At 71.3% G+C, this 24,245-nt stretch carries 21 protein-coding genes and 1 pseudogene; 13 read left to right on the top strand and 9 right to left on the bottom strand.

The features are described 5' to 3' along the window. Nucleotides 1-4: 4 nt before the first annotated feature. Both ACIP5M_RS11625 and rpmB read right to left on the bottom strand, forming a co-directional pair. Nucleotides 5-106, bottom strand: a pseudogene (locus ACIP5M_RS11625) (30S ribosomal protein S14); the annotation flags it as partial. Then, nucleotides 106-342 (bottom strand): 50S ribosomal protein L28, encoded by a 237-nt coding sequence (rpmB, locus tag ACIP5M_RS11620; protein WP_401195154.1) that lies wholly within the window; start codon nucleotides 340-342, stop codon nucleotides 106-108. The gene rpmB and the pseudogene ACIP5M_RS11625, both read right to left, overlap by 1 nt. 210 nt (nucleotides 343-552) lie before the next feature. Between rpmB and ACIP5M_RS11615 the strand changes: the two genes are divergently transcribed. The 3 genes from ACIP5M_RS11615 to ACIP5M_RS11605 all read left to right on the top strand — a co-directional run bounded on the left by ACIP5M_RS11615 (nucleotide 553) and on the right by ACIP5M_RS11605 (nucleotide 4,700). Then, the gene (locus ACIP5M_RS11615) at nucleotides 553-1,263 is read left to right on the top strand and encodes a hypothetical protein (RefSeq protein ID WP_401196348.1); all 711 of its coding nucleotides are present in this window, start codon (nucleotides 553-555) and stop codon (nucleotides 1,261-1,263) included. Nucleotides 1,264-1,482: 219 nt separating this feature from the next. Beyond that, the gene (locus ACIP5M_RS11610; RefSeq protein WP_401196273.1) at nucleotides 1,483-2,754 is read left to right on the top strand and encodes a cytochrome P450; all 1,272 of its coding nucleotides are present in this window, start codon (nucleotides 1,483-1,485) and stop codon (nucleotides 2,752-2,754) included. A 116-nt stretch (nucleotides 2,755-2,870) separates the two neighbouring features. Continuing rightward, a complete protein-coding gene (locus ACIP5M_RS11605; RefSeq protein ID WP_401195152.1) occupies nucleotides 2,871-4,700 on the top strand; it encodes an ABC transporter ATP-binding protein in 1,830 nt (609 codons plus the stop codon). A gap of 15 nt (nucleotides 4,701-4,715) precedes the next feature. On the opposite strand, the gene ACIP5M_RS11600 is transcribed toward ACIP5M_RS11605, so the two are convergent. Together ACIP5M_RS11600 and ACIP5M_RS11595 are read right to left on the bottom strand one after the other, a co-directional pair. Continuing rightward, nucleotides 4,716-5,762 (bottom strand): NUDIX domain-containing protein, encoded by a 1,047-nt coding sequence (locus ACIP5M_RS11600; RefSeq protein ID WP_401195150.1) that lies wholly within the window; start codon nucleotides 5,760-5,762, stop codon nucleotides 4,716-4,718. Nucleotides 5,763-5,784: 22 nt separating this feature from the next. After that, a complete protein-coding gene (locus tag ACIP5M_RS11595) occupies nucleotides 5,785-6,408 on the bottom strand; it encodes a LysE/ArgO family amino acid transporter (protein WP_401195148.1) in 624 nt (207 codons plus the stop codon). Between the two features lie 69 nt (nucleotides 6,409-6,477). On the opposite strand from ACIP5M_RS11595, the gene ACIP5M_RS11590 reads away from it, so the two are divergent. The 7 genes from ACIP5M_RS11590 to ACIP5M_RS11560 all read left to right on the top strand — a co-directional run bounded on the left by ACIP5M_RS11590 (nucleotide 6,478) and on the right by ACIP5M_RS11560 (nucleotide 13,785). Then, nucleotides 6,478-7,434, top strand: coding sequence for a LysR family transcriptional regulator ArgP (locus ACIP5M_RS11590; RefSeq protein WP_401196270.1), 957 nt, complete (start codon nucleotides 6,478-6,480; stop codon nucleotides 7,432-7,434). Nucleotides 7,435-7,444: 10 nt separating this feature from the next. After that, complete coding sequence (locus ACIP5M_RS11585) at nucleotides 7,445-7,837, top strand: molybdopterin-binding protein (protein ID WP_401195145.1); 393 nt, start codon at nucleotides 7,445-7,447, stop codon at nucleotides 7,835-7,837. A gap of 241 nt (nucleotides 7,838-8,078) precedes the next feature. Then, a complete protein-coding gene (gene corA, locus ACIP5M_RS11580; RefSeq protein WP_401196268.1) occupies nucleotides 8,079-9,161 on the top strand; it encodes a magnesium/cobalt transporter CorA in 1,083 nt (360 codons plus the stop codon). An 85-nt stretch (nucleotides 9,162-9,246) separates the two neighbouring features. Then, nucleotides 9,247-9,825 carry a GNAT family N-acetyltransferase gene (locus ACIP5M_RS11575; protein ID WP_401195142.1) on the top strand — a complete coding sequence of 193 codons (579 nt, stop codon included), beginning with the start codon at nucleotides 9,247-9,249 and terminating at the stop codon, nucleotides 9,823-9,825. Between the two features lie 94 nt (nucleotides 9,826-9,919). Further along, nucleotides 9,920-10,732: a chitosanase gene (locus tag ACIP5M_RS11570; protein ID WP_401196266.1), complete on the top strand. Its 813-nt coding sequence runs from the start codon at nucleotides 9,920-9,922 to the stop codon at nucleotides 10,730-10,732. A 284-nt stretch (nucleotides 10,733-11,016) separates the two neighbouring features. Beyond that, nucleotides 11,017-11,370: a DUF805 domain-containing protein gene (locus ACIP5M_RS11565; protein ID WP_401195139.1), complete on the top strand. Its 354-nt coding sequence runs from the start codon at nucleotides 11,017-11,019 to the stop codon at nucleotides 11,368-11,370. Nucleotides 11,371-11,565: 195 nt separating this feature from the next. Then, nucleotides 11,566-13,785, top strand: a complete 2,220-nt coding sequence (locus tag ACIP5M_RS11560; RefSeq protein ID WP_401195138.1) for an NADP-dependent isocitrate dehydrogenase — start codon at nucleotides 11,566-11,568, stop codon at nucleotides 13,783-13,785. 61 nt (nucleotides 13,786-13,846) lie between these two features. Here the strand turns inward: ACIP5M_RS11560 and ACIP5M_RS11555 are convergent, their stop codons facing one another. The 3 genes from ACIP5M_RS11555 to ACIP5M_RS11545 form a co-directional block, all read right to left on the bottom strand. After that, on the bottom strand, nucleotides 13,847-14,314 hold the full coding sequence (locus ACIP5M_RS11555) for a hypothetical protein (RefSeq protein ID WP_401195135.1): 468 nt from the start codon (nucleotides 14,312-14,314) through the stop codon (nucleotides 13,847-13,849). 135 nt (nucleotides 14,315-14,449) lie between these two features. Beyond that, complete coding sequence (locus ACIP5M_RS11550) at nucleotides 14,450-16,708, bottom strand: germacradienol/geosmin synthase (RefSeq protein WP_401195132.1); 2,259 nt, start codon at nucleotides 16,706-16,708, stop codon at nucleotides 14,450-14,452. Between the two features lie 13 nt (nucleotides 16,709-16,721). Further along, nucleotides 16,722-18,134 (bottom strand): family 2B encapsulin nanocompartment shell protein, encoded by a 1,413-nt coding sequence (locus ACIP5M_RS11545; RefSeq protein ID WP_401195129.1) that lies wholly within the window; start codon nucleotides 18,132-18,134, stop codon nucleotides 16,722-16,724. 310 nt (nucleotides 18,135-18,444) lie between these two features. Here ACIP5M_RS11545 and ACIP5M_RS11540 point away from each other — a divergent pair, with 310 nt between their 5' ends. Continuing rightward, nucleotides 18,445-19,761, top strand: a complete 1,317-nt coding sequence (locus tag ACIP5M_RS11540) for a hypothetical protein (RefSeq protein ID WP_401195127.1) — start codon at nucleotides 18,445-18,447, stop codon at nucleotides 19,759-19,761. A gap of 34 nt (nucleotides 19,762-19,795) precedes the next feature. Here the strand turns inward: ACIP5M_RS11540 and ACIP5M_RS11535 are convergent, their stop codons facing one another. Continuing rightward, nucleotides 19,796-21,307 carry a hypothetical protein gene (locus ACIP5M_RS11535; RefSeq protein ID WP_401195125.1) on the bottom strand — a complete coding sequence of 504 codons (1,512 nt, stop codon included), beginning with the start codon at nucleotides 21,305-21,307 and terminating at the stop codon, nucleotides 19,796-19,798. A 36-nt stretch (nucleotides 21,308-21,343) separates the two neighbouring features. Between ACIP5M_RS11535 and ACIP5M_RS11530 the strand changes: the two genes are divergently transcribed. Continuing rightward, on the top strand, nucleotides 21,344-21,550 hold the full coding sequence (locus tag ACIP5M_RS11530) for a hypothetical protein (RefSeq protein WP_401195122.1): 207 nt from the start codon (nucleotides 21,344-21,346) through the stop codon (nucleotides 21,548-21,550). Between the two features lie 152 nt (nucleotides 21,551-21,702). After that, the gene (locus ACIP5M_RS11525) at nucleotides 21,703-22,812 is read left to right on the top strand and encodes an ABC transporter substrate-binding protein (protein WP_401195120.1); all 1,110 of its coding nucleotides are present in this window, start codon (nucleotides 21,703-21,705) and stop codon (nucleotides 22,810-22,812) included. A gap of 9 nt (nucleotides 22,813-22,821) precedes the next feature. Here the strand turns inward: ACIP5M_RS11525 and ACIP5M_RS11520 are convergent, their stop codons facing one another. Next, nucleotides 22,822-23,901 carry a family 2 encapsulin nanocompartment cargo protein terpene cyclase gene (locus tag ACIP5M_RS11520; RefSeq protein ID WP_401195118.1) on the bottom strand — a complete coding sequence of 360 codons (1,080 nt, stop codon included), beginning with the start codon at nucleotides 23,899-23,901 and terminating at the stop codon, nucleotides 22,822-22,824. Nucleotides 23,902-24,245: the final 344 nt, after the last annotated feature.

The following is a 24,245-nucleotide window of genomic DNA, read 5'->3' as shown; positions in this document are numbered from 1 at the left end:
ACCGGGGGTCGGCGATGACCGCCTTGAGGGCGGCACGGCGCAGGGCGTAGCGGGCGACGGCCAAGCGCCGCTTCTCGTTCTTGGTGATCTCGCTCTTCTTGGCCATCAGGCCTTTCCCCCCTTGGCGCGGATGCGGGCCACGGCGGCCTCGATGCCGATGGTGTCGACGGTCTTGATGCCCTTGGCGCTCAGGGTGAGCCGTACGTGCCGGCCTTCGCTGGGCAGCCAGTAGCGCTTGCTCTGGATGTTGGGATCGAACCGGCGCCTGGTGCGGCGGTGCGAGTGGGAGACGTTGTTGCCGAAGCCGGGCTGCCGGCCGGTGAGTTGGCAGTGCGCGGACATGGATCCTCATCTGCTCGGGGTCAGTGAGGCTTCACCGTAGCAGCTAAATGAAAATGAAAACCAATAGCGTGTGAACGACTGTGCCTGCGGCGCGCTGCGGGAGGACCTGGTTCCGGAGCTGCTAGGGCTCGCCGACGCCGGCAGACCCAGCGTCACTCCAGTGGGGCATCTCTGCCTGCCGGAGCGTGACGAGGCCGAGAGACTGAGGTCATGGCCTTCAACGGGAGCCCGACCCCCGGCGAACCCGCGGGCGCAACGGAAGGGCCGGCGTCTGCCGAACCGACCCCGAAGAAGCGCTACGAAGTGGCGCAAGCATGGGTGAGTACGTTGGTCGGCGTAGTGGCCTTGGGGCTGTCGGTCTACAACCTGCTGGCCCTTCAGCGAGAACCTGCCGTCGATGTCTCGCTGCCACACATCACCCGCATCGCCCAGGGCAAGGACGCATGGCTGTACTTCCAGCCGACGCTGTCCAGTCGGGTCAAGACCGAGCGGGTCGAGGTGATCACTCACGTCGGGCTTGAACTCAAACCGGTGACGCCGGGGGCCGGGCAGCCCGCGTTCTTCTGGGACGAGACCGGCTCCTTCTCGTATGACGCTGCCGCTCATGCCCTCACCTATCAGCGGGTCGCAGACCCCAGTCCCCTCCTGGTCGGCCAGAGCGAACCGCAGCAGCCCCTGTTGCTGTTCAACGCTGTCGGATGGCGCTTCGCCGAGGGGCGCTACGAAGGCAGCCTGGTGTTTCACCGCGCGAGCGGACTGGAGCCCCTGAGGAAGGGCATCTGTCTTGTGGTTTCGAAGGACGCCGTGGCGATCATGCGGCGCGGCGCCCAGTACGAGTTCCACGACTTCCGAGACGACGTGCCGGGCACCGCGTCGCAGAAGGGCGGGACCAAGGGCTGCTACGTGCTGTCGCCGGTCTGAGCGGACGGGGTGTCGCCTCTCGCGCCCGTTCCCTTACAGTGCGTGATGTCCGACCCGATCCGGCTCGGCCCGGATCCGGCCCGTCACGACGCGCAGCCGAACAGGAGCAGACCCGTGGCCACCCACGCTCGCCCCGGCTACCTCTCGAACCCCGACCCGAACCCCGCCCCGGACCCCGCCCCGGACCCCGCCCCGGACCCCGAGCCCTCCCCGGCCGGCCTGCGGGTTCCCGAGCTGGAGCCCGCCCTCGTGGAGCAGTGGCGGGCCGGGGGAGGGGAGCTCATCGACCTCTTCACCCTGGCGCAAGCCCGGCTCGGCGGCGTCGCCGCCTTCCGGCTCGGTCCGAGCCCGACCGTGCTGGTCACCGCCCCCGAGGCCGTGCAGCACGTCCTCGCGCTCCGGCCCGACCGCTACGTGAAGCGCTCGCACCGCGCCCGCCTGCTGATCGGCGACGGGCTCCTGGCCGCGACCGGCGAGGCGTGGCAGCGGCAACGGCGGCTGCTGCAGGCCCAGTTCACCGGCCGGGGAATGCGCCGCTACGAGCAGCGGATCGCCGAGGCCGCCCGGACCGCCGCGGCGCGCTGGGCCGCGTACGCCCGCACCGGGCAGGTGTTCGACGTCGGGGGCGAGATGCGCCGCTTCGCCCTGGACACCATCTGGCGCGCCCTGACCGGGCACCCCCTCGATCCCGGCACCGAGCGCGAACTGGCCGCCGTCCCCGCCGTGGTGGCCGCGCTCCCGAGCCTGCCCGCCGATGGCGCCGCCGCCCAAGGGGCTGTCGCCGCCGAGCTGGCCCGCATCGACGCGGTGGCGGGCCTCGCCATCGCCGCCGCCCGCGACGGCGAGGCCGGACCCGACGGCCCGGGGCTGCTGCACGTCCTGATCGAGGCGTCGGGCACGCGCCCCGAGTACACCGACCGGCTGATCCGCGACGAGCTGGTCACCCTCCTCGTCGCCGGACACGAGACCACCGCCACCACCCTGACCTGGCTCTACCTCCTGCTGGACCGCCACCCCCAGGCGCGGGAGCAGGCCCTCGCCGCGGGTCCCGAGGGCTCCGCCGAGCGGCGGCAGGCCATACAGGCGCTCGTCCACGAAACACTGCGCTTCTACCCCTCCGCCTGGATCCTGCCGCGCTCCGCCGCCCAGGACGACGTCCTCACCGGGTACGGGATCGAGGCCGGCACCGACGTGCTGGTCTGCCCCTACCTCACCCACCGGGACCCCGGCCTCTGGGAGGACCCCGAGCGGTTCGACCCGGGGCGCTTCACCACACCCGGCCGGCGCCCCGCCCACCCGGGCGGCTACCTCCCGTTCGGCATCGGGCCCCGCGCGTGCCTGGGCCTGCAGTTCGCCCTGCGCGAGTCGACCGTATTGCTGGAGCACCTGTTGCCCGCCCCCACCCCGCGCTTCCGCTCCGTCCCGTCAAAGGCCGTCTACAGCATCACCGTTCGCCCCGACGGGCCCACACCCGCGGTGCTGGCCGGTTAGGCCGTCTCTAGGGGGTGTCGTACGCCTCCCCGGCCGAAAAAAACGCTTGGACCGCGTGGGCGTCGCCGCGGGACACTGCCGATTCGGTCTTGTAGGTCCGACAAAGCAGGGTCGGGATGGAATTGCCTGAATCGCGTAAAAGTTCGCCCGGCAGGGGCTCGGTGCTCCTCGCCCTTCGTTACTACGGACGGGAGTTGGCCCGCCTCCGGCGGCTGACCCTGCCCGCGATGCTGCTTCCGGCGCTGGGCAACATCGGTATCGACTACATCGCCCCTCTGGTCATCGCGAAGCTCGTCGCCCGCATCGCGGAGGGCGGCGCCGTCGGCATCGGCCCGATGTTGCCCTACGTCGTCTGCTTCGCGGTGGTCCTGCTGTTCGCGGAGGCGCTGTGGCGCCTGGGACTGCACTGCCTCAATCGTCTCGACGCCCTCGGCATCGAGCAGCTCTACGTCACCGGAATGGACGAACTGTTCGCGAAGGACTCGGCGTTCTTCCACGACAACTTCGCCGGCTCGCTGACCAAGCGGGTCCTGAGCTTCGCCTCCCGCTTCGAGGAGTTCGTCGACACGCTGACGTTCAACCTCGTGGGCAGGTGCGTGCCGCTGATCTTCGGATCGGTGGTGCTGTGGCACTACGAACCGCTGCTCGTCGTCGCGCTCCTGGTGCCGATCGCCCTGACGGCGCTGTGCGTGATGCCGCTGATCCGCCGCCGCCAGGCGCTGGTGGACCAGCGGGAGGAGGCGATCGCCCGGGTGTCGGGCCACGTCGCCGACAGCCTGATGAACATGGACACGGTCCGGGCGTTCGCCGCGGAGGAACGCGAGGCCGCCGAACACCGGTCGCGGGTGGGGGAATCGCGGCGGCTCACGCTGCGTTCGTGGGACTACGGCAACCTGCGCATCGACACCGTCGTCGCCCCGATGTCCGTACTGACCAACGCGCTGGGCCTGCTGATCGCCATCGCGCTGGCGGGGGCCGGGCACGGCGTGGAGGCGGTCGTGGTCGCCTTCGCCTACTTCAGCAGCGCGACGCGGATCATGTTCGAGTTCAACCAGATCTACCGCCGTCTGGAGAGCTCGATGACCGAGGCCGCGCAGTTCACGGAACTGCTGATGACACCGCCGACCGTGGTCGACCCGGCCTCCCCGGAACCCCTGCGGTCGCAGGGCGCCGACGTGCGCTTCGAGCGGGTCACCTTCGCCCACGCCGGCGCGGAGCCGCTCTTCGAGGGGCTCGACCTGGCCGTGCCCAGCGGAGCGAAGATCGGTCTCGTCGGCCGGTCCGGAGGCGGCAAGACCACACTGACCCGGCTGTTGCTGCGGATGTCGGACATCGACGCCGGCCGGATCCTGATCGGCGGGCAGGACATCAGCAGGTTGCGGCAGGCCGAACTGCGCAGCCTGATGGCCTACGTGCCCCAGGACCCGGCGATGTTCCACCGCACGCTGCGGGACAACATCGCCTTCGCCCGGCCGGACGCCACCGAAGCGGAGATCCGCCGCGCGGCCGAGGCGGCGCACGTCACGGAGTTCGCGGACGCGCTCCCCGATGGCTTCGACACCATGGTCGGCGAGCGCGGGGTGAAGCTGTCGGGCGGTCAGCGCCAGCGGGTCGCCCTCGCCCGGGCGATCCTGCGCGACGCGCCGATCCTGCTCCTCGACGAGGCGACGAGCGCCCTGGACTCCGAGAGCGAGATCCTCGTCCAGGACGCGCTGTGGCGGCTCATGGAGGGACGGACGGCGCTCGTGGTGGCGCACCGGCTGAGCACCGTCGCCACCATGGACCGGCTCGTCGTCCTGGACCGCGGCCGGATCATCGAACAGGGCACGCACCAGGAGCTGCTGACCGCGGACGGCGCCTACGCGAAGCTGTGGCAGCACCAGTCGGGCGGCTTCCTGGAGGACACCCCCGCTCGGGCCAACCTGTCCCTCGGCTCTCACGAGTAGCGGTGCCGGCGGCGGTCACCCGCCGTCGGCCGGGCGGCCGGCGTGGAGCTCGAGGGGGCCCGCGCCGGTGGCCCGTGCGGTGAGGCAGGCCTCGATCCGGCGCAGCAGTGCGGGCTTGACCAGCGCGGGGAGCTCCGTGGGCGGCACGGCACGCCACTGCAGGAGTTCGCCGGGGGCGAGCCGGATGCGGGCGAGGGCGGGGGCGTCCAGGACGCCGCCGTCGTAGAGGAAGCGGACGCGGGCCAGCCGGCCCCGTTTGTGGGACCAGTCGACGGCGAGCAGCCGCCCGGGGGCGAGGTCGAGGCCGATCTCCTCGCGGACCTCCCGCCGGGCGGCGGCGCGCGGGGTCTCCCCGAGGTCGCTGTCGACGCCCCCTCCGGGCAGGTGCCAGCGAGGGGTGTTCCCGTACGAGGGCCGCACGAGCAGGATGCGGCCCTCGGCGTCGGTGAACAGCACCTTCGCCGAGGTCAGGGCCTTGGGGCGGTGGGCCAGGTGGCCGGCGGCGCCCAGCGTGCCGCTGTGTTCGAGGGCGGCGCGGGCGGCCGGCTCCAGGCCGGCCGGTGAGCCGGGCTGGGGCACGCCGTCGACGAGGTGGGCGAACGAGCCGGTGCGCAGGGCGGCTAGGGCGGCGCGCAACCGGGGGGCGATGCGGGCGGGGAGGGCCGCGCAGGCCTCCTCCGGCTCCAGCCAGCGCGCCTCGGTGATCTCGCCGTCCGGGAAGGAGATCGCCGCGGCCTCCTCGGGTGCCAGCGGGCCGACGAGGTGGACGTGCACGACGAGCGAGCGCCCGAGGGGGCCGGGCCGCCGGGAGTCCACCGCGAGCAGCCGGCCGACCGGGCGGGCGAGGTCGAGCTCCTCCTTCAGCTCGCGGGCCAGCCCTTCCTCGGGGGTCTCGGTGTCCTCGACCGTGCCGCCCGGAAGCTCCAGGTCCGCCTTGTACGAGGTGGTCAGTACGAGGACCCGCCCACGCGTGTCCAGGACGATCCCGGTGGCGGCCACGAGCGGGGCGGGCTGGGCGGCGTAGTACGCCCGTACCGCGTCGGGGGAGGGGCGGTCGGGCACGGCGGGCTCCTGTGGGGTGTCGTCAGGCTCGGGCCAGCAGCATGCCGCCCATCGTGACCATCGTCGCCGCGACCAGGCCGTCCAGCACCCGCCACGCGGAGGGGCGGGCGAGGAGGCCGCTGAGCAGCCGGGCCCCGTACCCCAGAGCGCCGAACCAGGTCAGGCTGGCCAGGCCGGCGCCGGTGCCGAAGGCCCAGCGCAGGTCCCCGCGGTCGGCGGCGAGCGAGCCCAGCAGCAGCACGGTGTCCAGGTAGACGTGCGGGTTGAGCCAGGTCATGGCCAGGCAGGTCAGCATGGCCCGGCGGCCCGATCCGGCGGCAGCGCCCTCCGTGGTGAGGGCGGCGTCCGGGTCGGGCCGCAGGACGCGGCGGGCCGCGAGGACTCCGTAGCAGATCAGGAAGCCGCCCCCGGCCAGTCCGACCACGGTCAGGGCGGCCGGCCAGGCGGTGACGAAGGCGCCGACCCCGGCCACGCCGAGGGCGATCAGCACCGCGTCGGAGAGGGCGCAGATGGCGACCACGGCCAGGACCGCGTGCCGGCGGGCACCCTGGCGCAGGACGAAGGCGTTCTGCGCGCCGATGGCCACGATGAGGGAGAGTCCGGTGCCGAAACCGGCGAGGGCCGCCGTGAAGATGCCGTGTGTCATGCCTCCGACCGTAGGCAGCCAGGTCTTTTCAGTACAGCTAAGGATTTTTACGTACCATTAGCGCTCGTGATGGACGAGCTTCCCCTGGACCAGGTGCGGACCCTGCTGGCCGTGGTGGACGAGGGCACCTTCGACGCGGCGGCGGCCGCCCTGCACGTGACGCCCTCCGCCGTCAGCCAGCGGGTCAAGGCCCTGGAACAGCGGACCGGTCGGGTGCTGCTGATGCGGACGAAACCGGTACGGGCCACCGAGTCGGGGGAGGTCGTGGTCCGGTTCGCCCGGCAGCTGGCCCGGCTGGAGCGCGACGCGCGGGCCGAGCTGGGGATGGCCGCCGAAGGGGCCGGGCCGGTGCGGCTGCCGATCGCGGTGAACGCGGACTCCCTCGCCACCTGGTTCCTGCCCGCCCTCACGAGGGTGCCGCAGGATCCGCCGGTCTGCCTGGAACTGCACCGCGAGGACGAGTCGCACACGACGGCGCTGCTGCGGGAGGGGCAGGTGATGGCAGCCGTGACCTCTTCGCCCGATCCGGTGGCGGGGTGCGCCGTACGGATGCTGGGGCTGGCGCGATACCTGCCGGTGGCGGACCCGGATTTCGCGGCGCGCCACCTGGCGGGGGCGCCGGAGCGGGAACTGACGCGGGCTCCGACGATCGTCTTCGACCGCAAGGACGAGCTCCAGGACGTCTTCGTACGGTCGCTGACCGGGGGCGCGGCGAACGGGGCCGGGCCGGTGCGGCACCACGTACCGACCTCGGAGGGGTTCCGCGACGCGGTGGTCGCGGGGCTGGGGTGGGGGCTGGTCCCCGAGCAGCAGGCACGCCCGCTGTTGCGGACGGGGGAACTGGTGCTGGTGGTCCCCGGGCGGCCGTTGGACGTCCCCCTGTACTGGCAGCAGTGGAAGCTGGACTCGCCGGTGCTGTCGATGGTCGCCGAGGTGATCGCGGAGGCCGCCGCGGAGGCACTGCGGCGGCCCACGGGCGGTGGCGTTCAGGGGGTGTCCCGCAGATCGCGACCGGAGACCGCCTAAGCTGCCGACCATGGAGTCCTACACGATCGGCCAGGCGGCGCGGCTGCTCGGCGTCAGTGTCGACACGGCGCGCCGCTGGGCGGACGCCGACCGGTTCCCGACCCGCCGCGAGGGCGCACGGCGCATGGTGGACGGGCCGGACCTGGCCGCGTTCTGCGTGGAGGCGGCGCGGGAGACCGGTGACGGCGAGGAAGCCCCCTACACCTCGGCGCGCAACGCCTTTCCCGGGATCGTCACCGGGGTGAAGCTGGGCACGGTCGCCGCCCAGGTGGAGATCCAGGCCGGGCCGCACCGCATCGTGTCGCTGCTGACGCGGGAGGCCGTGGAGGAACTCGGCCTGGAGGTGGGCGCCCGGGCCACCGCGCGGGTCAAGTCGACCAGCGTGTTCATCGACCGGACCTGAGCGGGCTCGGGCGGACCCAAGCGGGCTCGGGCGGACCTGGGCGGGCTCGTGCAGACCGAGCCGGACCCCGGAGGGCGGCAGCCGGCCTGAGCGGGCGCGGCGGATCCGGCCGGGGCCCGGCGGATGGCGCCGGCCTTTGCGGGTATCGGCGCACTCGGCCCGGGCGGACCCCGGCGGGGGCCGTCCGGCGGCGGTGGCAGACTGGCCGCTGACCAGCCCGAAGAGGAGTACGCCGTTGTCCATGTTCAGCACCCTGCGCCGGGCCGTGCGCCGCGGCTACCGGCGGGCCGTCGACCTCAGCCACCCCGCCCGCTCCCCGCTCGGGAGCGCCGTGGTCAACTGCGTGGTCTACCAGGACGGCGTACGGCAGGACGGCTGCGCGGAGGTCGAGGAGGCGCTGCGCCGCGTCCGCAAGACGGGCGAGGGCTTCGTGTGGATCGGCCTGCACGAACCGGACCAGGAGGAACTGGCCGGACTCGCCGCGCTGTTCGGCCTGCACCCGCTGGCCGTCGACGACGCCGTGAACGCGCACCAGCGCCCCAAGGTGGAGCGGTACGACGACACGCTGTTCTCCGTCTTCAAGACCGTGCGCTACGTCGAGCACGAGGAACTGACCGCGACCAGCGAGGTGGTGGAGACCGGCGAGCTGATGGCCTTCACCGGCGAGGACTTCGTCATCACCATCCGGCACGGCGGCCGCGGCACCCTCGGCCCCGTCCGCGAGGCGCTGGAGGCCGATCCGGAACAGCTGGCCAAGGGGCCGGCGGCCGTACTGCACGCCATGGCCGACCACGTGGTCGACGACTACACGGCCGTGACGGACGCGGTGCAGAACGACATAGACGCCGTCGAGACCGCCGTCTTCAGCGAGCACGGCGGTCGCGGCGACGCCGGGCGCATCTACCAGCTCAAGCGCGAACTCCTCGAGCTGCGACGGGCGGTGGCGCCGCTGGGCCGTCCGCTCCAGCAGCTGGCCACACAGCCGATACCGGTCATCCCGCCGGAGATCCGCGCGTACTTCCGGGACGTGGCGGACCATCTGACCCGCTCCACCGACCAGATCGGCGCCTACGACAACCTGCTCGACTCCATCCTCCAGGCCCACCTCGCGCAGGTGACCGTCGCCCAGAACGAGGACATGCGCAAGATCACGGCATGGGCGGCGATCGTCGCCGTCCCCACCATGGTCTGCGGGGTCTACGGCATGAACTTCGACCACATGCCCGAACTGCACTGGACGTACGGGTACCCGGTCGTCCTCGCGGTCATGGTGGTCGCCTGCTTCGTCATCCACCGCGGCTTCCGGCGCAACGGCTGGCTCTGACCCGGGAAACCCTGACGAGGAGGGGTGCGCGCGCACAGTAGGGTCCGCTGGTCACTGATGATCGACAGAGCGGATGGCACACCCCATGGAACGGGAACTCCTCGGCGCGCGCGTACGGTTGGAGCCGCTGGCGCACCGGCACCACGACGGCCTGTGCGAGGCGGTGCGGGACGGGAGGCTATGGGAGCTCCCGGTGACGATCGTCCCGCACCCGGACGACATGCGGGCCTTCATCGAGGACGCCCTCGCGGCGCGCGAGGCGGGCACGCAGATCGCGTACGCGACGGTGGACCTCGCGACGGGCAGGATCGCGGGCTCCACCCGGTTCATGATGATCAACGCCCCCTATCGGCGGCTGGAGATCGGTTTCACCTTCCTCGGTGCCTCCTGGCAGGGGGCCGGACTGAACACCGAGGCCAAGCTGCTCATGCTCACCCACGCCTTCGAGGAGATGGGCATGAACCGGGTCGAGCTCCTCACCGACGTGCGCAACAGCAGGTCGCGGGCGGCGATCGCGGGGCTCGGCGCCACGCACGAGGGAGTGCTGCGCCACCACATGGTGATGCGCGACGGCTGGATCCGGGACACCGCCGTGTACAGCATCATCCGCCCCGAGTGGCCGGAGGCGAAGCGGGCCCTCCACCTGCGCGTGCACGGGTCTTGAGCACGCGCGAACTCTGGTAGTAAAGTTTCCTAACGAACCGGGAATGCCTCAACTACCCCACGGAGGCCTTGTGTTGACCCCCCACCGCAAGAAGATGCTGGCGATCGGTGCCGTACTGGGCAGCGCCCTGATCGCCGTACCGGTCACCGCCCACGCGACCGCCCCCGCCCCGGCCGCCGCCACCGCCGTGGCAGCGGCCGTCGGGCTCGACGATCCGGCGAAGAAGGAGATCGCCATGCAGATCGTCTCCAGTGCGGAGAACTCCTCGCTGGACTGGAAGGCGCAGTACAAGTACATAGAGGACATAGACGACGGCCGCGGCTACACCGCCGGCATCATCGGATTCTGTTCCGGTACCGGCGACATGCTCGACCTCGTCGAGTACTACACCCAGGTCAAACCGGGCAACGTCCTCGCCAAGTACCTGCCGGCACTGCGCCAGGTCGACGGCACCGACTCGCACGCCGGCCTCGACCCGAACTTCACCAGGGACTGGGCGAGGGCGGCGCAGGACGGCGAGTTCAAGAAGGCCCAGGACCACGAGCGCGACCGCGTCTACTTCAACCCGGCGGTCAAGCAGGGCAAGTCCGACGGCGTCGGCACGCTCGGCCAGTTCATCTACTACGACGCCATCGTCATGCACGGCGACGGCGGGGACTCCACCAGCTTCCGCAGCATCCGCAAGCGGGCCCTGTCCAAGGCCAAGCCCCCGTCCCAGGGCGGCAGTGAGACCGCCTGGCTGAACGCCTTCCTCGACGCCCGTGTCTGGGCAATGAAGCAGGAGGAGGCGCACAGCGACACCAGCCGCGTCGACACCGCGCAGCGGGTGTTCCTCAAGAAGGGCAACCTGGCCCTCGACACTCCGCTCGACTGGAAGGTCTACGGAGACTCCTTCCACATCGGCTGACCGTCTCCGCGGTGTCGCAGTGCGATAACGATGTCAGCACCGCCGGAGCCGGCGCGTCCGGCGGCGGGCGCGCGTACGGCGCGGACGTTACGGACTTCCCAGGACAGGACGCCCCGTCCGCGCGCCCGCCTTAAGGTTCCCGTCATCATTCCGACACCGAAACCCCTGCTGTGAGGCCGGATTTGCGTCTCACGAAGTGGCTTGACCGCGCCATAAGCGGGGCATAAGTTCTGCCCCGGCTTGCTCCAGCAGGACGGGCCGGAACACTGCCTCTGGGGGGACCTGTGCACTACTTCACCGACGTCGTCAAGCGGTACGCCGACTTCAACGGCCGCGCCCGTCGCCAGGAATACTGGATGTACACGCTGTTCTACGCGGCGCTGCTGATCATCGTCATGATCCTCGACTTCACGCTCGGCACCTACCCGCTGTTCTACTTCATCGTCGCGCTCGGCCTCTTCCTCCCCACGCTCGGCGTGGGTGTGCGCCGCCTCCACGACCAGGGCAAGTCCGGCTGGTGGATCCTCATCGGCGCCATCCCCCTGATCGGCTGGATCTGGGCGATCGTCCTGATGGCCACCGAGGGCACCCCCGGTCCGAACCAGTACGGCCCGAGCCCCAAGTCGATCCACGCCTGACCGGTCCCCGTACCGGCACACCCGAGCGCCGTCTCCGACGTCACCCGTCGGCGGCGGCGCTCGCGCGTGGAGCGCGCGTGACGCGCGTCTCCCGCAGCTCGTGGCAGGGGGCTGTCCAGTCCGGGCCGATCAGGAGATATCTTGATGTCGAGCAATGTTGCAGACGAGAGACCAGACTGTGGAGCGGAGCATCCGGTGACTGACTCGACCATCATCTACACGCACACTGACGAGGCCCCGGCCCTCGCGACGTATTCCTTCCTGCCTGTGATCCAGGCGTACGCGTCGACGGCCGGTGTGAATGTCGAGACCCGTGACATCTCCCTGGCCGGTCGGATCATCGCCAGCTTCCCCGAGTACCTCGAGGAGGGCCAGCGCATCGCCGACGCCCTCGCCGAGCTGGGCGAGCTGGCCAAGACGCCGGAAGCCAACATCATCAAGCTGCCCAACATCTCGGCCTCGATCCCGCAGCTGAAGGCCGCGGTCGCCGAGCTCCAGGGCCAGGGCTACGCCCTTCCGGACTACCCCGACGACCCGAAGTCGGACGAGGAGCGCGAGATCCGCGCCCGTTACGACAAGGTCAAGGGCAGCGCCGTCAACCCGGTCCTGCGCGAGGGCAACTCCGACCGCCGCGCTCCCGCCTCGGTCAAGAACTACGCCAAGGCCCACCCGCACCGCATGGGCGCCTGGACCCCCGAGTCGAAGACGAACGTCGCCACCATGGGCGCCGACGACTTCCGCTCCACCGAGAAGTCCGCCGTCATCGCCGAGGCCGGCACCCTGCGCATCGAGCACGTCGCCGCCGACGGCGCCACCACCGTGCTGCGCGAGTCCGTACCGGTGCTCGCCGGCGAGGTCGTGGACGCCTCCGTCCTGCACGTCGACGCGCTGCGCACCTTCCTGAACGACCAGATCGAGCGGGCCAAGGCCGAGAACGTCCTGTTCTCCGTGCACCTCAAGGCCACGATGATGAAGGTCTCCGACCCGATCGTCTTCGGCCACGTGGTCCGCGCCTTCCTCCCGAAGACCTTCGCGCGCTACGGCGAGACCCTCGCGGCCGCCGGCCTGTCGCCCAACGACGGCCTCGGCGCCATCCTGAACGGCCTGGGCGCGCTGCCCGACGGCGACGCGATCAAGGCCTCCATCGACGCCGAGATCGCCGAGGGCCCGGCCCTGGCCATGGTCGACTCCGACAAGGGGATCACCAACCTGCACGTGCCGTCCGACGTCATCGTCGACGCCTCCATGCCGGCCATGATCCGCACCTCCGGCCACATGTGGGGCCCGGACGGCCAGGAGGCCGACACCCTGGCCGTCCTCCCGGACAGCAGCTACGCGGGCGTCTACCAGGCCGTCATCGACGACTGCCGCGCCCACGGCGCCTTCGACCCCGCCACCATGGGCTCGGTGCCGAACGTCGGCCTGATGGCGCAGAAGGCCGAGGAGTACGGCAGCCACGACAAGACCTTCGAGATCGCCGCCGCGGGCACCGTCCGCGTCGTCGACGCCGCGGGCAACACGGTCCTGGAGCAGGAGGTCGCCGCCGGTGACATCTTCCGCGCCTGCCAGACCAAGGACGCGCCGATCCAGGACTGGGTCAAGCTCGCCGTCACCCGCGCCCGCGCGACCGGCGTCCCGGCCGTCTTCTGGCTCGACGAGGGCCGCGCCCACGACGCGCAGCTGATCGCCAAGGTGAAGACGTACCTGGCCGACCACGACACCGAGGGCCTGGAGATCAAGATCCTCTCCCCGGTGGAGGCCACCGCCTTCTCCCTGGAGCGCATCCGCCGCGGCGAGGACACCATCTCGGTGACCGGCAACGTGCTGCGCGACTACCTGACCGACCTCTTCCCGATCCTGGAGCTGGGCACCAGCGCCAAGATGCTGTCGGTCGTCCCGCTGATGAACGGCGGCGGCCTCTTCGAGACGGGCGCCGGCGGCTCCGCCCCCAAGCACGTCCAGCAGCTGGTCAAGGAGAACTACCTGCGCTGGGACTCCCTCGGTGAGTTCCTCGCGCTGGCCGTCTCCTTCGAGCACCTCGCCACCACCACCGGCAACGCCCGCGCCCAGGTGCTGGCCGACACCCTGGACCGCGCCACCGGCACCTTCCTCAACGAGGACAAGTCGCCGAGCCGCAAGCTGGGCGGCATCGACAACCGCGGCAGCCACTTCTACCTCGCCCTGTACTGGGCGCAGGAGCTGTCGCGCCAGATCGACGACCCGAAGCTCGCCGCGGCCTTCGAGCCGCTGGCCAAGACGCTGGCCGAGCAGGAGCAGACCATCGTCGGCGAGCTCATCGCCGTCCAGGGCTCCCCGGCCGACATCGGCGGCTACTACCAGCCCGACCCGGCCAAGGCCTCCGCGGTCATGCGCCCCTCCGCGACCCTGAACAAGGCGCTCGCGCTCCTGGGCTGACGCCCACGGCGGTACGCGTTCCGCCCCGGCCGGCCTCGAGCCCGGCCGGGGCGGACCCGTTTCACAGGCGGTGCACCCGCTCCTGTTCGAGGGCCAGCGGGGACCGGGCGGCCGCGAGGATGCGCAGGCCGGGGGCGACTGCGAGGAGGTCCCGCAGCCAGGACCGGGCGGCCGGGGAGAGCTGTTCGGCGCCGTCCAGGACGAGCAGCATGTCCCGTTCGGCCAGCCACGAGGCGGCGTTGGCCGTACCGCAGGGCAGGAAGGGCATACCGGGGACGCGGCCCAGTTCGGCCGTCAGCTCGCGGACGCCGTAGCCGCCGTGGAGCGGGTCCAGCGCAACGACGGCGGCCCCGTCGCAGAAGTTGGACGCGAGCCGCCGCGCGATCTCGCGGACCAGCAGGCCGCGGGGCTCGCGGAACCCTCCCGTCACGGTCAGGACGCGCCCCCGCCGGACGGCGGTCAGCAGCCGGGACATCTCGGCGGACGTCGCGGGCAGTGTTCCGGTCGACCCGGATTCCCTCATCGGCACGATGCCCCCCATTGCATGCGTGACCACGCGCGGCGACAGGGTTTTTTCAAGCCGCGTGACGACGATTATGCGCCACTTGCGCCGCAAGACCAGGGGAATGTCGTATTCCGCCAATGCTGTCCGCTTCCGCGCAGGTCAGGTGGCCCACGCGGCGCGGTGCGCCGCCGCGGGCAGCGGCCGGCTCCCGTCCGCCCGCCGCGTCGCGGCCGCCGGTGCCGCGCCCGCTGCGCCCGCCAGGTGCGTCAGGCCCGCCCGGTGGGCGTGGTGCCGCTTGAGGTCCTCCTCCCGGTAGCGCTTCGTCCGGTCGTGCCAGAAGGCGATCCCCGCCATCCACCGCCTGAGCTCGTCGGCGCTGCGGTCCACGGCGGCCCGGGCCGCCGCGTCCAGCCCGTGGTCCGCGTACATGACGGGGAGTTCCCTCTCCACCACGTGCTCGAACTGTGTCATCCGCGCGGTCATCAGGTCGTTCGCGATGCGCAGCGCCGTCGGATGGTCGCAGTCGAAGAAGTTCTCCACGACGATCAGGAGGTTGTGCAGCTCCCCCTCGTACTCGGCCTCCTTCTGGTACGAGTACACGTCGTTCATCACGGCCGAGTACTCGAAGGCCGCCGCCTGCATGGACTGCACGGCCGAGCTCGCGTAGACCTCCTCCGGTACGACGTCCAGGTGGGCCATCCGGGAGAGCGCAATGGTCATCGGCGATCCGAAGGTCACCCGGCGCATCTCGAGGTAGTCCACCGGGTCCGGCACCCGGTTGGCGGCCTGGTTCTCCAGCTCCCAGTACCAGCTGTCCAGCACCTGGTCCATGGCGGAACGGAAGATCTCCCGCCCCCGCACCGGCATCGGCGCGGCCGTGCGCCGCCACAGATCGGCGAGCCCCCGCTCCATGGCGTTGGCCGCGGGCGGCGGCGCGGACAGGTCGAGCGGCATGCAGCCGCGCAGGCGCGCCGTCTGCGCGTTGGCGGCGGCCAGGCCCCGGGTGGTGCCGAAGAGCAGCGGATAGGCGTCGTCGGCGTACGTGCCCCAGCTCAGCCAGCCCGCGCTGAGGTCCAGGGTCCGCGGCGGAGCGTGCGGGTCCATGCCCGCCGAGCACAGCGCGAAGTCAAAGTCCCGGGCCTTTTCCTCCCACCACATCCCCTCGTCGAACATGCCCATCCGCCGGTTCCACTCGATGAGCCGCTCCCGGGCGCCGTCCAGGTGCGGATTGAGGACGTTGCGCAGCGGCAGGTAGAACTCCGGAATCACCGACGGCCCCACCGGCCGCGGGACGTTGCCGTACCGGCGCAGCCGCGTGGCGCCGCCGGTCAGCCCCAGCAGCGCCCTGATGCCGGCTGCGGTGGTGCCCGGTCCCGTGGGGCCGCGCAGCACTCCGGGTGGGCCCCCGCCGGTGCCGGCCGGGCGCTGGTTCATGTACCGGCTGGAGCGCATGTGCCATTCGTGGCCGCCGGACTGCCAGTCCTGGAGCCCCCGGGCGTAGGTCAGCACCGCGAGGACCTCGGCCGGGGTGAGGCCCTTCTCCGCGCACAGCGCGGGCAGTTCGGTGAAGAAGGTGGTCTCGAACTGCTGGAGGCGGGAGGTGAGCAGGTCGTTCAGCCGGTCGGCGGCCTGCTGCGTGGTGCAGCCGAAGAACCTCTCCAGGACCAGCACCCCGTTGCTGAGCTCCCCCTCCGCCCCGGTCTCGCGCTGGTACGAGAACAGGTCGTTGCGGAAGTGGACCGCGTCGGCGAAGCAGTCGCGCAGGACGCGCAGCGCCCGCTCCCCGGAGACGGACGCGGGCACCTCCGCGCCCACCGCGTGCTCGACGATCCCCGCCGACCAGGGCGCGCCGCCCACCTTGCGGCGCTGTTCCACGTATTCCATGGGGTTGGAGACCCGGCCGATGTTGATGTTGTCGAGCTCCCACAGCGACTCGTGGAGGAGGTTGCGGGTGCTGAGCGTGAAGCGCGCGGTCCAGTCCGCCGAGTGGCCGGGGACCGTACGCCGCCACAGGTCGGCCAGGCCCGCCTCCACCGGGCCGGCGGGCTCGGGCATCGGCGCGCGCGGATCGGCGGGCATGAACAGCGCCAGGCGCTCCACCGCGTCCCGCCCGGCCGTGCGGTCGCCGGTGCGCTTGAAGCGCTCCAGGAACCAGTCGTCGAAGAAGAACACCCACACGTACCAGTCGGTGACGAGCGAGAGCACCGGCCCGTCGCACTCGGGGTGGGTGTAGGCGCACAGCAGTGCGTAGTCGTGTGCTTCGAGATCGGCGGGGTCCCAGATGCCCGAGCCCTCCAGCATCCCCAGCTCCGCGGCCCAGGCGCGGGAGTGCCTCCGGGCCTCCTCCAGGTGAGGATTGAGCCGCGCGGGGTGCGGCAGGTAGAACTCGGGCAGCTCGAAGGGCTGCTCGGCGGTCATGGGGGCGCCCCTGTCAGTCGTCGAAGCGGGAGATCTCCACGTTCTCCAGGACCCCGACGGCGTCGGGGACCAGGATGGCCGCGGAGTAGTAGGCGGTCACCAGGTAGGAGATGATCGCCTGCTCGTTGATGTTCATGAAGCGCACCGACAGGCCGGGCTGGTACTCGTCCGGCAGCCCCACCTGGTGCAGACCGATGACGCCCTCGTTGTCCTCGCCGGTGCGCAGGACCAGGATCGAGCTGGTCCGCTCCTTCGTCACCGGGATCTTGTTGCAGGGCAGCAGCGGCACGCCCCGCCAGGAGGGCAGCGCGTGGCCCTGGAAATCCACGGAGGCCGGGTACAGGCCTCGCCGGCTGCACTCGCGGCCGAAGGCCGCGATGGTGCGCGGATGGGCGAGGAAGAACTGCGAACCGCGCCGGCGGCTGAGGAGTTCGTCCATGTCGTCGGGGGTCGGCGGACCGGTGCGGGCGTAGATCCGCTGCTCGTAGTCGGCGTTGTGCAGCAGCCCGAACTCCGGATTGTTGATCAGCTCGCTCTCCTGGCGTTCCCGCAAGGCCTCGATGGTGAGCCGCAGCTGCTGCTCGGCCTGGTTCATGGGCTGGTTGTAGAGGTCGGCGACCCGGGAGTGGACGCGCAGCACGGTCTGCGCGACGCTGAGTTCGTACTCGCGCGGGCTCAGGTCGTAGTCCACGTACGTGCCGGGCAGCATCACCTCGCCCGTGTGCCCCGCGGACAGGTCCACGGCGTCGCTCCCCTTGCGGCCGACGCGTTCCGCCTCCAGGTAGGCCTCGGCGTGCCGGCGCAGCGCGGGGGAGCTGTTGAGGGCCGCGTCCCAGTCGCCGCGGTTGAAGGTCATCGTCACCACGTCGGTCAGGGCGCGTGCGGTGAACTCCCAGCGGGCGTCCGGCAGCGGGTGGTGGCCGAAGTGGTCGCCGTCGCTCAGGACACCGAGGCTCGCCGCCTCCCCGTAGGCGCTGGCGCCGAGCCGCTCGATCCGGCCGTGGGCGACGAGGTAGATCTTGTCGACCGGATCGCCGCGCCGGACGATCACGTCGCCCTTGCGGAACTCCTCCTTGACGAACCGCTCGGCGATCGACTCGACGACCCGGTCGTCGGGGAAGTTCCGCAGCATCCCCAGCTCGCGCAACATCGGCGGGATCACCCGGAGTTCGGTGCCGGTCTTGACGAAGGTGATGCGGCCGTCGCCGAGGGTGTAGCTGACGGTGCGGTTGACCCGGTACGTGCCGCCGCCCGTCTGCACCCACGGCAGGATCTTCAGCAACCAGCGCGAGCTGATGCCCTGCATCTGCGGGGCGGACTTCGTCGTGGTGGCCAGATTGCGGGCCGCCTCGGTGCTCAGGCTCTGCCGGGAGGCGGCGGCCGGATGCCCGGCGGCGCTCACTTCGGGGGCGGGGTCGACGGACATGGCAGGCCTTCCTCTCGGTCGGTCTTCCTGGGCGCGGCGGCGTGGGGCGCCGCCGGCTGGTCGGGGGTCGTGAACGGGGGTGATCGGAAGGAGTGGTCCCGCTTCCAGTGATCTGCCGCGCTTCCGTACGCCGACGGGACGCGGTGTGATCGGGTGCCGCGGAGCGCACACGTCTTGATGGGGGAGGGCACATGTCTCAGTTAGGGGCAGGACGGCTTCACCGGCTACGGCGGCCCCGCCCCCACCCTGTTGAATGTCCCCTCGCGTTGAAGGGCTGGACGCTTGTACGAGCCGGGCGGTTGTGATGGCCATGCGTGAACCCAACGGACGACTCCGCACCCTCCTCGCCGACGCCCGCTGGAGCGGGCAGGACTTCGCCCGCGCCGTCAACGGCGTGGCCGCCGAGACCGGCCTGACCCTGCGCTACGACCGGACCTCCGTCTCCCACTGGCTCTCCGGCACCCGGCCGCCCGCCCATGTCGTCGCCCTCGCCGCCGAAGCGCTCAGCCGGCGCACCGGGCGGCGCGTCAGCCCCGCCGACACCGGGCTCACCCGGCCCGCCGGCGTCAGGGTGCGGGACCGCGGCGGCGCCGAACCGCGGGGTGTCGACGCCTTCGGGCCGGGCGGCGTCTACGCCGACGCCGAAGCCGAGGCCCTGCTCGGCGAGATCCCCGTCTACTCCTCCGGCTGGCGGCCCCCGGGAGGACCGCCGCCTGCTGTGACCCCTTCGGCCTCCTTGACCGCGGGGCGGATCGGCGCGGAGCACGTGGCGGCCGCCGAGGCCGTCCTGCCGGTCTTCCGCAACGCCGACATGATGTTCGGCAGCGGCCTGGTCCGGCCCGCCCTGACCCGCTACCTCGCGACCGCCGTGGCACCCTGGCTGCGCGCCGCCGCCGCGCCGGCGGTCCGCCACCGGCTGCTGGGCTGCGCCGCCCGGCTCGCCTACACCGCGGGTTTCCTCTGCTTCGACGGCAACCAGCAGGGCGTGGCCCAGGCGTACTACCGGGCCGCGCTGCGGCTGGGGCAGGAGGCGGGGGATCCGCGGTGCTGGGCGCCCGTACTGCGCGCGATGAGCGTGCAGGCCCACCACCTGGGCCACCGCAAGCAGGCCTGGGAGCTGGCCGAGGCGGCCGCCCGGGAGGCCGGGCGGCTGCCCTCCCTCCAGGCCGCCTTCGTCACCGGGCAGTTGGCGGTGGCCGAGGCGGGCTGCGGGGACCGGCGGGCCGCGGTGAAACATCTGGCACAAGCGCAACGGTGGTTGGAGCGATCCGACGGGCAGTCGGCACCGATCGGCGATTACCACCACGCCGCCCTCGCCCATCAGCAGGCCGAAGCACTGGCGGCCCTCGGGGACGCACGGGGCGCGATGGCGGCCCTCGGCACGTCGCTGAGGCACCGGCCGGCCGGCGAGTGCCGGGCGCGGGCGGTCACGACGGCCCGGCTCGCCGAACTCCACCTGGGGGAGGGGCACGTGGAGCGCGCCTGCGCGGTATGGCACGAGCTGCTCGACCTCGTGCCGCAGTTGGACTCCGGCCGGGTGGAGGAAGCCGTCCGCAGGCTGCGCGCCCGCCTCCACCCCCTGCGCACCCACCGCGCGGCCCGCTCCCTCCTGTCCCGCCTCCCCTGACCCGGCGCCCCGCCGGTATCGTCTTATCGCCCTGTCACTTGTCCGGCTTCTCCTCGCTTGCGCCCTTTTCGGTCGAGCGGGACTCCTCCAGGAGTTCCTTGAAGGGTGTCTCCGCCGCGGAACCGCGCACACGCGTGAGACCGTAACGGTCGATGAGCTCTGGGCTGTAGTGGGGGAATTTGGGGTCAAAAGTGATCGTGTTGCCGGGTGGTGATATGGCGACATCTATGCGCGACCACTCGCCCTTGGACACCCGCCACACCGTTATGTGCTGGAGGCCTCGGGTGATATTGAGGATCTCGCTGCTGTTTGAAATTTGGGACTCGTTCTTGTATTTTGTGGATTCCGGCTCCCGACGGGGGTCCAGTGCTATGCCTTTTCTTTCGAGTTCCTCGGCGGTGACCCTGGACTGCTCGTAGTTGGCGGGCAGTTTCATTCTGTCCTTCCGGACCACGTACAGTTCAGTCTGCGCCCTGATCGCCTCGTAGTTCGCCTTTTCCGGGTTCTGGATCTCGATGACCGCGTCATGTGTGATTTCTTCCCCTGGATCAAGCACACGGCCTGCAGGGGTGACGAATTCGCCGTCGAAGATCAGTCTGTACTGCTGCGGTCTGTCCTCGGAAAGGGCGTTCGCGGGTCCGCCGTGGATCCAGTAGATGCTGCCGAGCACGTAGACCGGAATCTGGCCCTCATTTTTCGCATGCAGGTGAACCGTTACGTACATCGCGCCGCTCTTTCTGTCCAGGCTCGCCTCCTTGAACTCCGCACTGCTCATGATCAGCGGGTTGGTCACGTAGGGAACATAGATTTGCGTATAAGCCAGGTTGACGCCGGCGAGGAGGGTGGGGACGATCGCCCCGACAGCGATGCGCCCGGGATTCCGGAGGCCTTTCCATGCACGGGATTTGATGAGTCCCGTTCCCGCCACGGCAGATCCGACGAGGAAGAATACCGCGAGCGCGGACCATCTGTTGAAACGCTCGCCGATCTGCAGCAGGAGGAGCGAGAGGCTGCCGAGGAAGACGATGACGACTCCGGCCAGTACGGTGACCCCCGAATAGCGCCTTTCCCGCTTGTGCCAATAATCGACAGCCGCCAAAGCGGCGACCAACACAACGAGGCCCGCGGCGAAGACCGTAAATCCTGCGAGCCGGCCGCCGAAGGTCAGGGCGTCACCGCTGTCCACCCAGCCGATCCGCAGGAGCAGGCACGCAGGCAAGAGGAATCCGGCACACATGATGGTGCCGAGCAGTCGCCGCTGCACCGTATTGTGCGGCCAGACGGTTTCGTCTCCGCCGAGCCAATGGATGGGGTGCCCGGATGGCAGCCCGGCATCGCGCAGGATTCTCTGGAGTTCCTCGGAGGACCGAACCTTGCCGGCGGAGTTGCCATTGATCGCGGTTTGCCGCCAGCCCAGTCCGTCGGGCGGACCTACGGTCACCTCGGGCGTGATCGCCATAACACCAGCCTGACGCTTGTCAGCCGCGGCCGCCTCTGGAGCACCCATCGGCGTGCGCGACGGGCAGTGCAGGGCGAAGCTGGACATGACGTGTCGGTGTCGCTCATCCCTACGGGAGCTCCCATGCGTACACGACTTCTCGGCTTCACCGCAGCTCTGATCCTGGCCGCTCTCGGCGCCATGGGTCCCGTTGCGCAGGCGTCCGTGCCTGCCGGGCCCGCGATCCCCGGGCCGAAGTGTGTCCAGGGTGGCGGAACGGTGGAGTACGACTCCGGTGCCGGCATCTGGACCTGCGTGGACGGCAGTTACGACGGCGAAGCCATCAACTGATCACAGGCGTCGGCGCGCAGGCGGCGTCCTCTCAGGGCTGGGTGCCGGCCGGGCCGCTCCCGGACCCCGGGGTGTCCCGCGCAGCGGCGGGCTGCAAGGCTGGAGCCCGGGCTCACGGCAGCCGCATCGTCGACACAGGGGGACGCCTGCGCATGAATACGCCACCATCGCGGCTGGGAACGGGCTCTTCTGGCGAGGCGCCGGTGCAGATCGGTGCTCTCGTTCCGCTGGCCCCGCCCGGGTGGGTCGAGGCGGGCCGGCACTTGCTCGCCGGACTCGAACTTGCCGTCGGCGAGGTCAATGACGCGGGCGGGATCGGTGGGAGGCCACTCGAGTTGGTGGTCCGGGACACCGCAGCGGATCCGCAGAGGGCCACGGCGGCCGTGGACGAGTTGGCGCGGCTGGGCGTGGCCGCCGTGGTGGGGGAGTACCACAGCGTCGTCGCTCGCGCGGCTGCCGCCCGGGCCGACGCTCTCGGCGTGCCGTTCCTCTGCTCGTCTGCGGTGCTCGACGCCCTCACCGAGGAGCCGACGCAATGGGTCGCGCGCCTCGCCCCGGCGCAGTCCCACGGCTGGCAGATCTACGCCGAGTTCCTCCTCGCCGCGGGCCACCGCCGCATCGCGGTGGCCACCGTACCGAGTGTGTACTGGGAGTCAGGGGCCCGCATCCTGCGGGACCGGTTCGCGCCACGCGGCGGCACGGTGATCGAACTCGATGCGCGCATGCCCCCTGAGGCCGTGTGCGACGAACTCCTTGCACACCGGGCGACGGCCCTCCTCCTGCTGGTCGGCTTCCCGGAGCCGGCGGTGTCGATCGTCGCGTCCGTCCGCCGCGACCGGCGCCTCGCCGAGATCATGATCGGTGCTCCGGCCGGGCAGCCGGAGTTCGCCGAATGGGCGAGGTCGCTCGGCGACGACAGCACCGGAATCCCGTTCTTGCGCTACCTGCCCGAGCGGCTCGGCCCCCTCGGCCTGCGCGTCGAGACGGCTCTGCGCGAGCGGCTGGCCGAAGCGCCCTCCTTCGTCGCGTTCGAGGGCTACGACAGCATCGCGGTCCTCGCCGACATGCTGCGATCGCACGGCTCGGATCGGGCGCGCCTCGCCGAGGCCTGGCCGCGCGTTGCGGTCGACGGCACCCGCGGGCCAATCCGGTTCTCGCGGACACCCGGCATCGGTGTCTGGCAATGGGCGTGGCCGCCGACCCAGGTCGTGGACCGTGATCCGGCACGACCCGACCGCTTCCGGGTCCTCCACGCCACCTGAGGCAGTGCGTCAGACCCCGCCGTGGTAGCGGGGGCTCGTGGCGTGCCATTGCTTCGCGCCGCCCATCCAGTTCCAGACGCCCTCCAGGAAGCGGCCCAGCATCGGTGAGCCCAGACCGGCCAGGGCCGCCGACTCCGCCTCGACCATCCGCATCACCTCGTCGTGGATCGCCGCCGTCCGGTTCACCGCCTCCTGGAGCGAGCAGGCCTCCTCAGCCGCGATCAGGTTCGGGAGGTTGGTGTCCGCGGGGCCCTCCCGGGCCATCGAGTACAGGTCGTTCAGGAGGCAGGTGGCCACTCCCGCGTACATGTACGTACGCCGCACCCGTGCGTCCGCGAACTCGGCCGCCGGCACCTCGTAGCCGCCGACCGGGTCGGTCAGGACCATGCAGGGGAAGAAGCCGTTCTCGTACCGGTGCACCAGGTACTCCCAGACGGGCGGCCGACGGCCGGACATCCGCCACTCGGCCTCGTGGTTGTAGCCGACGAACATCACCGCCAACTGGTAGCGCAGCCGCGTCACCTGAGTCGGCGAGGCGAACTCGGCGAGGTGCTCCAGAGCGGAGCGGAACGCCCGCAGCACCGGTTCGGCCGCCACCCGCTCCTCGAACCGCCGCTCGTAACGCGGGGGCAGCCGCACCGGATCCACCACGGCGTGCGCGAGCGCCGACCGCAGGCCGATCAGCGCGGGGTCGGGGTCCCGGCCCTCGTCCACCCAGTGGTCGTCGACGGCCCACTCGGCGAGCCCGCACCGGGCGGCCGCCAGCAGCCGGTCCGGGTCGTCGCAGTCGGGGTGCGCCAGCATCATCAGCCGCCCGAAGCCGCAGGAGCGCAGCATGTCCAGCCGGCCCTCGTAGATTCCGACCTCGGCAGCCCACCGGACGAGCCGCTCGTCGACCACCTCCGCAAGGGCCGGGTCGTCCCGTACGGCGTCGGGGCAGTACAGCGGGGGGACCACGATGCCCGTACGGGCGCTCGAAGGCCGGGCCGGCGTCCGCGCCGGCGCGGTGCCCAGTCCGCTCCGGCCGCCGAGCAGCCGGCGCAGGACGTCCTGCGGTGCGTCGAAGGCGGGAGCGGGGCCGCGGTCCATGGGGTCCTCCTGAGGGTCGGCACACCCATGGAGCGCGGCCCGCCGGCCGCCCCGGTAGGCCCCGGAGCCCACCCGCCTGTTGAAGAAGCCGCGGCGTTGAAACCCTGCACTGGTGTCCGCACCCCCGGCAGGCCCGGCCTCGTACAGGCGTACACCGCTTCAACCCGCCGCGATTTTCAACATGCCCCCCACCCCGGACCGGTACCGCCACCACCGCCCCGCACCCCACCGTGAGCCGTGCCGCACGCTCCTAGGGGGTGTCTTACGGATCAGGCCGGGCTCGCGGTGTCCGGCACCGCGCCTCGCCGCGTTGTCCTCACTCGCCGACGCTCCGCGTCGACTCC

This window comes from Streptomyces sp. NPDC088762, assembly GCF_044750905.1.
Lineage (GTDB): Bacteria > Actinomycetota > Actinomycetes > Streptomycetales > Streptomycetaceae > Streptomyces.
Note: the sequence above shows the minus strand (reverse complement) of the source record. Positions and strands in the feature narration are given on the sequence as shown.

Coding starts and splice junctions, on each gene's coding strand:
- ACIP5M_RS11595 (WP_401195148.1), bottom strand. CDS start 6,408: ATGACACACGGCATCTTCACGGCGGCCCTCGCCGGTTTCGGCACCGGA.
- ACIP5M_RS11550 (WP_401195132.1), bottom strand. CDS start 16,708: ATGACCGCCGAGCAGCCCTTCGAGCTGCCCGAGTTCTACCTGCCGCAC.
- ACIP5M_RS11520 (WP_401195118.1), bottom strand. CDS start 23,901: ATGGACCGCGGCCCCGCTCCCGCCTTCGACGCACCGCAGGACGTCCTG.
- ACIP5M_RS11590 (WP_401196270.1), top strand. CDS start 6,478: ATGGACGAGCTTCCCCTGGACCAGGTGCGGACCCTGCTGGCCGTGGTG.
- corA (WP_401196268.1), top strand. CDS start 8,079: ATGTTCAGCACCCTGCGCCGGGCCGTGCGCCGCGGCTACCGGCGGGCC.
- rpmB (WP_401195154.1), bottom strand. CDS start 342: ATGTCCGCGCACTGCCAACTCACCGGCCGGCAGCCCGGCTTCGGCAAC.
- ACIP5M_RS11605 (WP_401195152.1), top strand. CDS start 2,871: ATGGAATTGCCTGAATCGCGTAAAAGTTCGCCCGGCAGGGGCTCGGTG.
- ACIP5M_RS11540 (WP_401195127.1), top strand. CDS start 18,445: ATGCGTGAACCCAACGGACGACTCCGCACCCTCCTCGCCGACGCCCGC.
- ACIP5M_RS11585 (WP_401195145.1), top strand. CDS start 7,445: ATGGAGTCCTACACGATCGGCCAGGCGGCGCGGCTGCTCGGCGTCAGT.
- ACIP5M_RS11570 (WP_401196266.1), top strand. CDS start 9,920: ATGCTGGCGATCGGTGCCGTACTGGGCAGCGCCCTGATCGCCGTACCG.
- ACIP5M_RS11530 (WP_401195122.1), top strand. CDS start 21,344: ATGCGTACACGACTTCTCGGCTTCACCGCAGCTCTGATCCTGGCCGCT.
- ACIP5M_RS11545 (WP_401195129.1), bottom strand. CDS start 18,134: ATGTCCGTCGACCCCGCCCCCGAAGTGAGCGCCGCCGGGCATCCGGCC.
- ACIP5M_RS11535 (WP_401195125.1), bottom strand. CDS start 21,307: ATGTCCAGCTTCGCCCTGCACTGCCCGTCGCGCACGCCGATGGGTGCT.
- ACIP5M_RS11575 (WP_401195142.1), top strand. CDS start 9,247: ATGGAACGGGAACTCCTCGGCGCGCGCGTACGGTTGGAGCCGCTGGCG.
- ACIP5M_RS11525 (WP_401195120.1), top strand. CDS start 21,703: ATGAATACGCCACCATCGCGGCTGGGAACGGGCTCTTCTGGCGAGGCG.
- ACIP5M_RS11615 (WP_401196348.1), top strand. CDS start 553: ATGGCCTTCAACGGGAGCCCGACCCCCGGCGAACCCGCGGGCGCAACG.